Annotated in this window: 10 protein-coding genes; 1 reads left to right on the plus strand and 9 read right to left on the minus strand. The window is 59.3% G+C overall.

Translation table 11 applies throughout. The features are described from left to right. The 5 genes from AC0L7P_RS20910 to AC0L7P_RS20930 all read right to left on the minus strand — a co-directional run bounded on the left by AC0L7P_RS20910 (position 1) and on the right by AC0L7P_RS20930 (position 7,953). Positions 1 to 1,701: an ABC transporter ATP-binding protein gene (locus tag AC0L7P_RS20910; protein ID WP_473436045.1), complete on the minus strand. Its 1,701-nt coding sequence runs from the start codon at positions 1,699 to 1,701 to the stop codon at positions 1 to 3. Between the two features lie 8 nt (positions 1,702 to 1,709). Then, the gene (locus AC0L7P_RS20915; RefSeq protein WP_473436046.1) at positions 1,710 to 2,879 is read right to left on the minus strand and encodes an ABC transporter permease; all 1,170 of its coding nucleotides are present in this window, start codon (positions 2,877 to 2,879) and stop codon (positions 1,710 to 1,712) included. Next, positions 2,879 to 3,865, minus strand: coding sequence for an ABC transporter permease (locus AC0L7P_RS20920; RefSeq protein ID WP_473436047.1), 987 nt, complete (start codon positions 3,863 to 3,865; stop codon positions 2,879 to 2,881). Before AC0L7P_RS20920 ends, AC0L7P_RS20915 begins: the two co-directional genes overlap by 1 nt. Beyond that, positions 3,865 to 5,985: a family 10 glycosylhydrolase gene (locus AC0L7P_RS20925; protein ID WP_473436048.1), complete on the minus strand. Its 2,121-nt coding sequence runs from the start codon at positions 5,983 to 5,985 to the stop codon at positions 3,865 to 3,867. Before AC0L7P_RS20925 ends, AC0L7P_RS20920 begins: the two co-directional genes overlap by 1 nt. A 75-nt stretch (positions 5,986 to 6,060) precedes the next feature. Continuing rightward, on the minus strand, positions 6,061 to 7,953 hold the full coding sequence (locus AC0L7P_RS20930) for an ABC transporter substrate-binding protein (protein ID WP_473436049.1): 1,893 nt from the start codon (positions 7,951 to 7,953) through the stop codon (positions 6,061 to 6,063). Between the two features lie 178 nt (positions 7,954 to 8,131). On the opposite strand from AC0L7P_RS20930, the gene AC0L7P_RS20935 reads away from it, so the two are divergent. Next, positions 8,132 to 9,130: a LacI family DNA-binding transcriptional regulator gene (locus AC0L7P_RS20935; protein WP_473436050.1), complete on the plus strand. Its 999-nt coding sequence runs from the start codon at positions 8,132 to 8,134 to the stop codon at positions 9,128 to 9,130. A gap of 224 nt (positions 9,131 to 9,354) precedes the next feature. Here the strand turns inward: AC0L7P_RS20935 and otnC are convergent, their stop codons facing one another. Genes otnC through AC0L7P_RS20955 form a run of 4 tightly spaced genes read right to left on the minus strand, consistent with a single transcriptional unit; the run spans position 9,355 to position 13,529 of the window. Next, positions 9,355 to 10,002, minus strand: a complete 648-nt coding sequence (gene otnC, locus AC0L7P_RS20940) for a 3-oxo-tetronate 4-phosphate decarboxylase (protein WP_473436051.1) — start codon at positions 10,000 to 10,002, stop codon at positions 9,355 to 9,357. Further along, entirely contained in the window at positions 9,999 to 11,243 is a 1,245-nt protein-coding gene (gene otnK / locus AC0L7P_RS20945; RefSeq protein WP_473436052.1) for a 3-oxo-tetronate kinase, read from the minus strand. The genes otnC and otnK overlap by 4 nt, the downstream gene beginning before the upstream one ends. Before the next feature lie 51 nt (positions 11,244 to 11,294). Then, the gene (locus AC0L7P_RS20950; protein WP_473436053.1) at positions 11,295 to 12,449 is read right to left on the minus strand and encodes a cupin domain-containing protein; all 1,155 of its coding nucleotides are present in this window, start codon (positions 12,447 to 12,449) and stop codon (positions 11,295 to 11,297) included. Positions 12,450 to 12,470: 21 nt separating this feature from the next. Continuing rightward, positions 12,471 to 13,529, minus strand: coding sequence for a nuclear transport factor 2 family protein (locus AC0L7P_RS20955; RefSeq protein ID WP_473436054.1), 1,059 nt, complete (start codon positions 13,527 to 13,529; stop codon positions 12,471 to 12,473). Positions 13,530 to 13,640 lie beyond the last annotated feature (111 nt).

Raw genomic sequence — 13,640 nt, forward strand, 5'->3', positions numbered from 1 at the left:
TCACGCCCCAAAGCGGGTGCGGTGCAGCATTCGCCGATCACGGGGATCGGGGTTGGGCACGGCAGAAATCAGCGCTTGGGTATACGGATCATTGGGCGCGGTGCAGATCTGTTCGGCGGGGCCGGTTTCAACAATTCTGCCCCGGTGCATCACCGCGACCCGGTCGCAGAAATACCGCACAACGGAAATGTCATGGGCGATGAACACAAAACTCAGATCAAGCTGCTTTTGCAGATCCAGCAGCAGGTCCAGAACCTGCGCCCGGATCGACACATCAAGGGCCGAGGTCGCCTCGTCTGCGATAATCACGCGGGGGTTCAGCGCCAGAGCCCGCGCGATACTGATGCGCTGCCGCTGACCACCGGAAAACGCGTGTGGATAGCGCTCCATCGCCGAACGATCCAAACCCACAAGATCAAGAAGCTCGGCGACCCGGGCGTCGAGTGCCGCGCCCTTCATACCTTCGGCCACGATCAGCGGGTCGGCAATCACCTGTTTCACTGTCATGCGCGGATTGAGCGAGGCAAACGGATCCTGAAACACCAGCCGCACCACCGAGCGATAGCGCGCGAGTTCGGCCCGCGACATCTGTGTCACATCCTCGGGGCCGCTTGGGCCGTTCCACAGGATCTGGCCTTCGGATGGTTCGATAATCCGCAACAGCATGCGCCCCAGCGTCGTCTTGCCCGAACCGCTTTCGCCAACGATCCCGAGGTTCTCACCGGGCCACAGATCAAGACTGACGTCATCCACCGCCTTGATCGCAAAGGTTTGTTTGCCACGCCAGTTCTTTGCGCCAAAGCCTTTTCCAAGCCCCCGCACCGACAGCATAGGTTCCCCCGCGCTGTCAGGGGCCTGGCGTTTTGCAGCCGTATCAAGGCGCCGGGTCGCGGCCAGCAATGCCTTGGTGTAGGGGTGCTGCGCGCCGTGGAAAATCTCATCCACCGTGCCCTGTTCGACGATCTTGCCCCATCGCATGACCGCCACATCGTCGGCCACTTCGGCCACAAGTCCCAGATCGTGGGTGATCATCAGCATCGCCATCCCACGGTCCTGCTGCAAGCGCGCGATCAGGTCCATGATTTCGGCCTGTGTGGTCACATCCAGCGCGGTCGTCGGTTCATCCGCGATCAGGATATCGGGATCACAGGCAAGAGCCATTGCAATCATCGCCCGTTGCCGCATTCCACCCGAAAACTCAAAGGTATACCGGTCGGCCATCTGCTCGGGTTGGGCGATTTCCACCTGTGCCAGCAGGTTGACGGTTTCCGCCTTCGCCTCGGCCTTGGTCATCTTCCGATGCAACAGCAGCGCCTCGACAATCTGCGCGCCAATGGTGCGGACGGGGGACAAAGACGACATCGGCTCTTGAAAGATCAGGCCGATACGCCCGCCGCGCACCGCCCGGATTTCGCGGCTGTTTGCGGCCAGAGTATCAAGGCGCAACACCCCGTGTGGCCCATGCAGCGTGATTTCGCCACCCGCCACGCGGGCCTGCGGATCAATCAGCCGCAACAGCGCCCGCGCCGTCACCGATTTGCCCGACCCGCTTTCGCCCACCAGACACATGGTCTTGCCGCGATAAAGGTTGAACCCCACGTCGCGGACAGCATGCAGAATATGGGTACGCAGGTGAAAATCCACGCTCAGGTTGCTTACGGTCAAAACCGGATCGGCCATAGATTGGTCTGCATGGATCATATGCGCGCTCATGTCGAATATGGGTCTGCGGCGTCACGCATCCCATCGCCAAGAAAGTTGAAGGAAAGAACCGTCAGAACCACCGCGCCGGCGGGCCAGATCAGCAACCAGGGCGCCGTCGCAATGGTGCGGATGTTCTGGGCGTCCTGCAACAGAACACCCCAGCTGACGACCGGCGATTTCAGCCCGATCCCAAGGAACGACAGCGCGGTTTCCGCCACGATCATCGTCGGAATTGCCAGTGTGACCACAGCAAGGATATGCGAGGTGAGCGAGGGCAGGATGTGCCGGAAAATCACCCGCGCCCGGCCCGATCCGTCAAGAATGGCAGCGGTAACGAAATCTTCGTCGCGCAGGGCCAGAAACCGCCCCCGGACCTCGCGCGCCAGCCCTGTCCAGGCCAGCAGGGAAACGATGAGCGTCACCATGAAATAGACCGTAAGCGGCGACCATCCGATGGGCACCGCGGCGGCAAGGCCCAACCACAGCGGGATTGTCGGCATGGCGCTGATCACCTCGATCAGACGCTGGATTGCAATATCGGTCCAGCCACCGAAATACCCCGACAAGGCGCCAAGAACCACACCGATAATCAGGCTTGAAAACACCCCGATCAGGCCAATCGACATGGAAACCCGCGTTCCATAGATCAGCCGGGTCAACAGATCGCGGCCAAGGCTGTCGGTGCCCAAAAGATTCATCGGCTTTGACGGATCAAGCGGCCCGATCAGGTGCCTGTCCATCTCAAACAGCCCCCACAGCCGATAAGGCGCGCCCTTGACGAACAGGCCAATGGGAATGATCGAAGTTTCGTCAATTACAAAAGACCGGCGAAGGGAGGCAGGGTCCACGCTCATGGCGTATCCCTTGACGTGGGGCTGCCATGTGCGCGCGCCATCGGGCTCGGTCACGAAAAATGCGATGTCCTGTGGTGGCGCATAGGTCGTGCGCGGCTGAGCCTGCGTAGGCGACGTGGGGGCCAGAAACTCGGCAAAGACCCCGACGAAATAAAACAGCAAAACCACGATGCCCGCAAAAACCGCTACCTTGTTGGCAAAGAATTTCTGCCGGATCAGGGTCCATTGGCCCGATACCGCAATCTTGCCCGGGTCGTCTCCGGGGCGCAGCGGGCTGATTGAAGGGCCCGTTTCCTCAACGATATGTTGCACATTTTTCATCAGGTGAACCTTATTCGCGGGTCAAGCAGGGCAAGGAGCAGATCGGACACCAACATCCCGACCAACGTCAGCATCCCCATAAGCAGGATGAAACTGCCGGCCAGATACATGTCCTGACTGATAAGAGCGCGCAGCAAAAGCGGCCCTGCGGTGGGAAGGTTCAGCACGATCGCGGTGATCGTGACCCCTGAAATCAGCTGCGGCAGCACCCACCCAATGGCCGATACAAAAGGATTGAGAGCAATCCGCACCGGATAGCGCATGATCACATGATATTCCGACAATCCCTTGGCCCGTGCCGTCACCACATAGGGTTTTGACAACTCATCGGTCAGATTGGCCCGCAGAATGCGGATCAGGGCCGCCGTTCCGGCGGTGCCAATCACGATCACCGGAATCCAGAGATGTTTAAGCAGATCCCAGACCCGGCCCAATGACCATTCAGCGCCGACATATTCGGGCGAGAATAACCCTCCGACGCTTTGGTTGAAGTATTTATAGCTGATGTACATCAACGTCAGCGCCAAGATGAAATTGGGGATCGCGAGGCCGAGAAAGCCAAAGAATGTCGCCACGTGATCGCCGATCGAATGGCGGCGCACGGCGGAATAGATACCAATGGGCAGCGACACGCCCCAGACAAACAGCAGCGCCGCAACCGACACCGAAAGGGTGGCCCCCATGCGATCCCAGATCAGCTCGCTTACCGGGCGGCCCCATTCAAACGAATAGCCAAAGTCGCCACGCAGCACGATGCCTGATATCCATTTGAAATATTGCACATAGGCCGGATCATCGAGGCCATAGTTGGCCCGCATCCGGGCAATTTCAGCCGGGTCCACCGTTTGCCCGCTGTCAGCCATCGAGGCCAAAAGCGAGGTCAGATAATCGCCCGGCGGCAGTTGAATGATGACGAATGAAATCACCGAAATGCCGAACATGGTCGGAACCATCAGCAATATCCGCTTGAACACATAGCCCCACATCAGGTGGCTTTCTCCCAGGTCAGATGAACGGCTTCCAGAATGTCGATCTTTGGCACAGTGACAATCGCCCGTCCGTCACGCAGGGTGACCGGAACGTCAGTTCCCGCGATGGGCAGATGCGCGTGCAATCCTGTGACGGTGTCGGGTACCGCAATCGACACCCCCTGTGCGCCAACGGAAAAGATTTCGCGGATCGGCGCCTTCCACATCATCGGATTGGTCAGGTTTACGAGGGTGACAAGACATCCCTCAGGGCCGCTGCGCACACCGATATCCAGCACACCCTGCCCGGCGACTTCGACCATCGACGGGGTGCCCAACGCCCAGCGAACCGCGTTTTCAATCAGACGCTGATGGTCTTGTGCCTGCACCTCCCAGAAGGTGGCACCGATATTCCACGGGATATGAACCGCGCGCCCCCCTGCCCCGGTGTCGCGTGTGACCACCGCGGGGGCGGTTGCCCGGTCGCGGGGATAAACCTCTTCCATGGGAAGATCGGGAAAGTCCGGGACAAAGAGAAACGGGGTATCGGTTCCTGCCCCGGCAGTGACAGCCACCAGACGCAACCCGCCGATAATCCGTTTCGCCCCGTCAAACCCGGCGTTCACCGGATGATCGCCCGCCAGTTCGACATAGGTGTTTTTCAGCGGCCCGCGCGCCAGACCCGTCACGCGGGTGCCCAACACATCGGACAGGCCACAGTCAGCGCGCGGCCTACCGTCTTCGGTCGCCAGCGCGCTTTCGCCCGCTGCAATCAGGCTGCCGCCCCGGTCAACCCATGCTGAAATCGTGGCGCATTGGGCATCTGACAGGCATCGCGCATTGGGCAGGATCAGCACACGGAACCGATCGAGCATGGCATCGGTCATTGCGTGGTCCGACACGAATTCAAATGCCAGCCCCGCCTCGATCAGGGCATGACAGAACCCCTTTTCATCGGCCTCGGCGGCGTCCCGGTTGGCCCAATCATGCAGACGCAGGGTGGTTGTGGCGTCCAGAATGGCGATTTCACAGGCCGGTTCGGTGACATTCAGCGCCGGTTCAAGCCGGGCGTGCAGGTCGAACCCTTCGGCCACGGGGCCGATCCATCGGGGATCGGGGATCACACCGTTGAACTTGGTGAACCATGACAACATGCCATGGGCCGCGCCGTCTGCGATCCAGGTGGTCATTTCAGGGCCGGTGGTGACGGAATCCTTCCAGCGATGCACCGGTTCCTCGGGGCCAACCGAGGTGATCAGAACCACGGGCCGGTCACGAAAAGTGGCGCGGATACGCTTGGCGTTGCGCCCCGCCATCCACACAGGTTCAACCCCGTGGCGCCCCTGATGATCAACCACAAGAAACGGACAATGCGCCTCGATCGTCGCAAGGTCGAATTCCATCAACGACGCGCCGCCCATATTGGGAATGAAACTGGCATTGGGGCGGATCGCCTGCACTGCACGATCCCAGTCCACCACCATGTTTGTCAGACGGTCGCGCCGCCAGGCCACCCAGGCGCGCCATGCCCCATCGGCGGGATCACTTGAACGGGGCAGATCCTGCCCCGACGCATCGCGAAACCGCCGCGCGCAGCCTTCGCAATAACAGATGCCATGGCCCTGCCAACGGTTCGCGAAAACGGCGTCGATATCATAGTCGCGCACAATCTCGCGGACGATATCGGGCATGTATTCGGTGTTGTAATCGCCATAGGCGCAGGTGACCCAGACATCGGGAAAGGCCCAGTGGCGGCGCGGATTGCCCGCCGCATCCACCGCCACCCATTCGGGGTGCGCCTGTGCCGCGTCTTTGTGAATTGCATGGGGATCGACGCGCGCCATCACGTGCATATCAAGGGCGCGCGCCCCATCAACCAGCGCCCCGAAAGGATCGGTGTCGCCCAGCCAGGCGCTCCGATAATGAAACGGCACATTGGTGGGATAATAGGCAACATAACCGCCCGCACTGATGCAGGCCGCGTTCGATCCCGTGCGGCGAAACACGTCAATCCACTCGGCTGCATCGAACTTGACCGGATCATCCTCGGCCAGGGTCAGCTGGGTCCAGCGGGTGGCCCCGCGATACCACTCGGGGGTGCGCAGCAGGCGCGCGGAATCGTTCGTCGGAACAGGCATGGTCTTACTCACACATAAAAGATGGGGTGCGCGGCCCCCGGAGGAAAACCGCAGCCGCGCACCCGGCTGGTGGAATCAGGACTTGAAGAACTGTTCCGGCCGCGATGGCCCCGGCGTCGGCCAGCCAAAGCTGTTGGGCATGACCGGCATGGTGTTCACCATGTCATTCTTGACCACCCCATATCCGTCAGGCGGCAAGGACACGCCAAAGACCAGGAACTGATCCGCCGCCGCTTCCAGAATTTCCTTCATCTTGGCCTGTTGGCCAGCCTGATCGCCGGTTCCCAGAAGATCGCGATAACGTTGCTGCTGATCCTTGATCTCTTGCGGCGGTTCGATCGCGTCGGGATTGTCGGGTGCAGTAAAGTACAGCGCCCAGCCCGGCGCATAGATCGAGTTGCTGTTGTAGGGTACGAAGTACCGCGGATCGAGCATGGCCGCGATGCCGCCGTTGGCACCGAACTGGTGGGCGGTGGCATCAAAATCACGCCCGTTGCGAACCCGCGTTTCCCAAAGGGACCGGTCCATCGTGCGGATTTGGGCGTCGATCCCCACCGCCTGAAACATCGGAATTGCAAGCTCGAACATATCAATGAACGTCGAGCGCACCTGATCAATCTCGAACAGGATCGACAGACGCCGCCCCGACCCATCGAGCCGGAAACCGTCACTGTCGCGCTCGGGCACGAGGGAATCGAGCAATTCATTGGCCAGCGCCGGATCGTATTCGGTGTGCTGCTTGGCAAGCCGTTCGTTATACAGCGGATCACTTTCCATGATCGAGGGCTGTGCGGGCGCGCCCTGCCCCACGAAAACCGCATCGATCAAATCCTGCCTGTTGATGGCGACCGACAGGGCCTGGCGGAACTCGCGGGTATTATAAAGCTCGTTCTTGACGGGATCCGTGTGGTTCAGGTTCAGTTGAAACACCATGACGTTCGCCGCCGTTTCCTTCAGCGTATAGAAGTGATAATTTCCCTTGTCCTGACCATCGTACAGCACCGGTTTGTTCGCGGGGGTGGCGATATATTGGTCCATCATGTCGATTTCGCCCTGAAGCGTTTTCAACAACAGAACCTCGGGGTCGGCGACCATCTGATACACCACCTGATCGAAATAAGGCAGTTGCGTGCCGGCGGTATCCACCTTGTGATAATAGGCGTTGCGCACGGCGATGGCGCGTTCGGTATCTTCGCCGGGGGCAACCGAGAATTTCCATGCATTCAGGGTGGGGCGCGACGAGTTCTGATAGTGGATATTATCCTCTTCCAGCCCATGTTCGCGGGCAAAAAGGGCAATCCAGCTTTCAAATCCGCGCTCTTTTGCCAACTTGTTGGCGTCAGGGTTATATTTAAGGTGGAATTGTTTGAGATAATGCGCCGGAGCCTTGGTCATCACATCCTGGTTGGCCCAGGCAATCCCGTGGGCAAAGAACCCGTTTGGTGTAGCAAACACCACCCGAAAGGTCGTTTCATCGACGATCTCAAGTTTTCCAACCTCGCCGCCCGCCTGCCAGTAACTTTGGCCCTTGGTTGTCGGCGCGTCGGGATCCTGAAAGATATCCTCATACCAAAACCGGATATCTTCGGTGGTATAGGGTTGACCGTCCGACCATTTGTGCCCCTTGCGCAGGTGAAATGTATAGACGGTTGAATCCTCATTCACCTCATAACTTTCTGCAACGTTAGGTTCCAGCCCTGACCAATCAGGTGTGAACCTTACAAGAGGCTCGTACCCCTGATATCGGACAACCATCGACAGCGAACCACCGCCGACAAGAGCATGCTTCCACGTGCCGCCCTGTTGACCTGGCCGGTCTGTGGGCGTGATAACCAACGGATTTTCGGGCAATCGCGCTTCCAATGGGGGAAGATCCCCATCCTGTGCGAAGGCCGAAATACCGCTCAACGCCACCCCTGCAAGGGCCGTCGTCGACATGATGAAACTGCGTCTGCCGATCCTGTTCATGCTGTTCCTCCCAGAACGATGCCAAGTTTTTGTTCCCTTGTAGCATTGTTTAAGGCATACCGTTAGGTAAAGTGTTATGTTGAAAAAGTTATTTCTGCATCAGCAAACATTTCAAAATTTTTATTTCCAGAGGCTTGGCTGAAATCTGCCGCGCCGCGGCAAAGCCAGTGAGGGCACCATGAGTAAAGTCACCCTGCGAATCATCGCTGAGAAAACCGGGTTGTCGAAATTCGCCGTCTCGCGCGCATTGTCGGGCAAGGAGGGCGTGAGCGAGGCAACACGGAAGCGGGTGATCAAGGTTGCCGAAAGCCTTGGGTACAGCCGCCCGTCGCGCAGCAGAGGCAGCGGCGCCACCACAATCGGCGCGGTCTTTGATGCCCAGGACCATGCAAACGGCGAAATGAACGTCCTCATACAGAACGGTCTACAAAGCGAAGCGGCCCGCCTTGGCTATACGATCCGGGCCCATTGGGCCGCAAGCGACGGGGATCTGGCAGAGTTCATAGACGGTTGCGCCGCCATTTTCTCGGTCAACATCCAGAACAAGGCCGCGCTCAGGCAAATCATGGCAAGCCGAAAACCCGTCGTTCGATCCGGCTGGGCCGAACCTCTGGAACAGGTCGATCTGGTCGGCGGCACCGACCGCGAGGCTGGCGTGGCTGTTGCCCATTATCTTTATGGCCTTGGGCATCGCGAAATTATCTTTGCGCACGGCGATATCGACCTGCGTGGCCGGCGCGAACGTCTGCTGGGGTTGCAGGAGGTGGCAAGTGCGATTCCCGACCTGACCTGCCATGACGTGATCTGGGGCCATGGCACAACCTTTTCCCAGGGGCTTGATCGCATCCTCGCCGATGGCGGTTGTCCAACCGCGTTCTTTTGCGGTCATGACGGGTTGGCAATCACCGCCTGCACCGACATCCTGTCCCGGGGCTGGCGTATTCCCACGGATGTTTCGGTCGTGGGGTTTGGCGATTTCAGCCCGGCAATGCAGGTGAACCCGGCCCTGACAACCGTACGGATCCCGGCGCAGGAATATGGCCGCGCCGCAGTACGCCGGCTGGACAACCGGTTGCGCCACCCGACCACCATCCTGACCCCCATGCGCCTTCTCGTTCCCAATGTGTTGATCGAGCGTGGCTCAACCGGGCCGGCGCCAACCACATGCCGCGAATAAGGCGCGCCGGGGGCCGGCCTGGCCATACGCCAACAGGGCTTCGGCGGCTTTCAGGTTCTTATTTCGGCGAAGACTGGCCGCGTTCGGGGTCGGCAGCCCATGGGACGAAGGGGGCGTGTTTCGCCTGCCCCGACGCGGGCTTGCCCTATACTCAAGAGGAGAAATCACACTGGCTTTTCAAGATACCTTCCTGAATCCGATTCGCGGAACGAGACTGCAAGAAATCAATCCCAGGAAATATCGAAGAAATCGACGAGTTCGCGTATTTGCACATCTGACAGCATGACTGGAGCCATGCCGCGGGTCAGCAGTGTCAGCCGCGCGGTTTCCTCCAATTCCTCGATCGCGTGGGTTGCGGCCTCCAGATCCTTGCCCGCGACGATCGGCCCGTGGTTGGCCAAAAGCACGGCGCTGCGTTTGCCTGCAAGACCGCGCAAAGCGGTGCCCATGGCCGGATCGCCGGGGCGGAAATAGGGCAAAAGTGCCACTTTGCCCAAGCGCATGACCGAATAGGCGGTCAGGGGTTTGAGCACATTCTCGGGGTCGGTTTCCGGCAACATCGACACGGCGACCGAATGGGCCGAATGCAGATGCACCACCGCTCCGGCATTGCTCCGGGTTTCATAAAAGGCAGTGTGCAGCGGCATTTCCTTGGTTGGGGTGTCGCCCGACACCAATCGCCCTGCGGCGTCAAACCGCGACAACCGGGCCGGGTCCAACGCGCGCATGGTCGATCCGGTAGGCGTGACCAGCAGCCCGCCATCGTCTAGTCGTGCAGAGATGTTGCCGCTTGATCCCGGCGTCAGCCCGCGGGCGAAAAGCGAGGCTGCGATTTCGCAGATCTGCTCTCGCAGGGTGGATTCACTGGTCATTTTCCCTCCAGGATGCGGGCGGCCCTGGCAAAGAAATCCGGTTCGCCGAAGTTGCCGGATTTAAGGGCGAGAACAATATTTCCGGCGCGCAATGCCGGGACGCCAGACGCAATTTCGGGACCGATTTCAAGCGCGTCAGGGCGTAATGCCTCGACCACTGCGCCAGAGGTTTCACCACCTGCGGTGATAATCCGGGTGAAACCGGCGGATACCGCCAGTCTGGCAAGATCGGCGAAAAGCCCCTCAATGGCAGTGGCGGATTTTTCACGTCCGTGTTTGGCCTGAACTGCGCGCATCGTTGCCGGGTCGGCGGTGGAATAGACCAATGGCAACCCATCTTGCGCCTCGACCCAGCGCAGGACCATAGCGGCAGTTGTTTTGCCCGAGATTATCTCATCCGCATCAAGGGCGAATGCCGGGCCTGTTTCCTTGTGCTGTGCGACCTGTTGTTGCGTCATGACCGAGCAAGAGCCGGAAATCACAAGGGCGCGGCCAGATTCCCCATGCCACCTCATGTCAGGCGCCGCCATCCGTTCCGGCGGCAGAAAATTTGCGGGAAGCCCCATCGCGATGCCGGAACCACCACTTACCAACCGCAAGCCTTTTGCCGCTGCGCCGATGGCCAAAAGATCGGCCTCTGTCGTGGCATCGACCACAATTAGCCGCCTTGTGTTTTCATGTTCATGGCTCAATGCGGTGCGAATGGCCCCGGCGCCTTGGCGGACCGTTGCATGGGCCACATGGCCGACGGGCAGTTCGGTTTGAAGCGAAAGCCACCGACGGATATCCGGGTCCGTCATCGGCGTAAGCGGATGATCCTTCATGCCGCTTTCACTGAGCAGCCGATCGCCGACAAAAAGGTGCCCCTGATACAATGTGCGCCCCGTGGCGGGAAACGCCGGGCAGACGATAACACGGTCCGCGTTCACCCGTCCGGCCAGCGCCGTGATGACCGGGCCGATATTGCCCTGGGGCGTGCTGTCAAAGGTCGAGCAATACTTGAAAATGATCTGCTGACAGCCCTGTTCCAGCAGCCAATCAAGCGCGGCCAGCGATTGTGCGACCGCATCAGCGGGCGGGATGGTGCGCGATTTCAAAGACACGATACCGGCCTCGATCGCAGATTCAGCGGGCTGTTTTGGAACACCACAATATTGCACGGTACGCATTCCGCGTTGCGCCAAGGTGTTCGCCAGATCGCCCGAACCGGTAAAATCATCGCCAATAGCACCAAGAAGCATGTTCATCTCCGTTTGCATGGGCGGGCCTTTGGCAGGCCCGCCGCTGGATGTTCAGGCGCGCAGTTTGTTGCGCGTCTCATAGGGCAGCAGGTTGAGATCGGCGACATAACCGTTGTGATCGATCGCAAGGTCAAGATCTGTCGCTTGTTTGACAATCTCATCCGACCATCTGATCCGCTTCTTGTTGTCCCCGGCGGTCATCAGCACGAATTCGGCGGAATGGCCCGGCGTCGCGCGCAATGTGCGCCAGGTGTTCCCCGGAAAGGAATAAAGATCCTGCTCGCCCACGGTCTGCACGTCATCGGGTTTTGACGGATCCTGACAAACATCGACGCTGCCGTTGAACACGATCATTGCCTGCTTTTCGTCAATGCTGAACGGCCCGATCTGCCCCCCTTCGGGGATACGGCCCCACTCCAGTGACATGCCATGCGGGTTCATGATGCCCGGCGCATGATCGCGGTCCTGGGTCAGACCATTGCCAAGGATCGGGGCAAGTTCGCCGCCGTGACCGGGAATGGCGCTGTCCAGCAGGGCCTTGCCAGAGAAAATGCGATCCTTGGCGAAAACGACCTGATTGGTCATTTCTTCAACCGTGTACTTGCGCAGGGATTTGATTTGCGCGTCTGTCATCGGCTCCATCAGGTCTCTGTCCGCTGGCTTTGTCGCGCCTTCGGCGGTGTCGACCATCATGTTTTCGCGGGTCAGGTAAAGCCCGTGCTTGGCCGCATTTTCCAAAATTGTCGGGTGCCAAATGATGCCGCCGGTTTCATCCGCGCCAAGGGCGGTGAAAATCCAGCCTTCGGTGTCGCCGACGTTGGTAAAGCCGCGGAAAATCCATGTGGGAATGCTGACAACATCGCCCGCATGACCAATCACTTCGCCTTCGTCACCGTTGGCACCCCAGCGGAATTTCCATGTGCCTTTATAGATCATGAAGACCTCGGCAGTGTAATGGATATGCAGATTATTGGTGATCCCTGCGGGCATTGCCGCGACACCGAGGCTGAACCCGTGAGGTTCGCTCAGCGCGACTTTCTGCTCTTTTGACTGGGTTACGCCCGGGCCGATGAGCGAATAATTTTCCTTGAGATGCGAGCCGGGCATCTTGCAGTCGATAAAGGCAACACGTTCCGGCACCATCCCTGCGCGGCGAACGACGCGGGCGGCGGCCTCTTTGGGGGAAAGGGTGGTTGGGTCGGTCATTTCATTCTCCTGTCTTGGGGATTATTCGGCAGAAATTGCCGCGTCGAGTTTGGCCTGATGGGCGATGATCTGAGCAATGACGGCGATTTCGTCAAAGATGCGCCACTCGCGGATGATCTTGCCGTTGCGGAATTCAAAGTGGCTGGACCCGAGAATGGTCAGGGGCGCGCGGTTGGTCGGACCATAGAACGGCGCGCCGGAATATGTACCGCGCAACGCCCAGATCGTGGCCACGCGAAGACCAAGATCGGCGGAATCATGTACGCAAATGTCGCGCACTTCCACTTTGGCATCGGGGATCATGGCCAGAAGGCTCATGGTTTCAAGTTGATAGTTTGACAGACCAAGCGCGCGGCGCATGCGCACCGTTTGGCAAACGATGGTATCGCTGCACAGCTCGGGGATCAGATCAAAGAATTTCTTTTCCCACACCTCGTCAAACAGGCGCATCACGGCTTCGCATTCTGTGCGGGCATGGTCGGGGCGATCGCCGGAAATACCGGTTTTGATCGGGTCCGGGTAACGACCGGCAAAGGCAGGCGGTTCACTTTCGGTTTTGATCTGTTCGCCCAATACCGGAGAGCGTTTTGCAAGATCGGCGGCGACCTCGTAAGGATCCATTCCCAGATCCTGAAGCACGGCAAACTCGTCGCGGATCACCCATTCCTCGGTCACAAGGCCGTCCTGGATCACACAATGCGCAACCCCGCGATTGGCCCAATCCTTGCCGGTTGCAGGCCCGTAGGTCCACGGGCCGGAATGTGTGGCGTTGTTGAAAACGCGGTGTGACGAGATGAATCCGTTGTCGCCGCGGCGTTCCCAGACAACATCATCATGGCCACCGCCCCGGTTCGGGAAAGCAATCATTTTCTGGAGCGAGTTGCTGATGACATTTTCCATGCCATACGTTTCGCCATAGCAGGTGTGAACTTTCACATCGGGGGCATAATGGTCGAAAATATGCCCCAGACCCCGCGCGATCCAGATCTTGTCGGTCCAGCTTTGAATGTACTCGCGCGGATCGCGGTAAGGCGCATATGTTTCCGGGTTCATTCCGGCGAGCTGTTCCTGCGGCGTCATATTGGTTTTCCTGTTTTGTGCTGGTGGTTGGCGGGACCAGCGTGAAACCCGCTGCCAATCTCGTGGGCAAAATGAGAAGGATGTAATCGGCGCTTCTTCCCTTGCGCATTC

Source organism: Oceaniglobus sp. K40-3 (assembly GCF_055808395.1).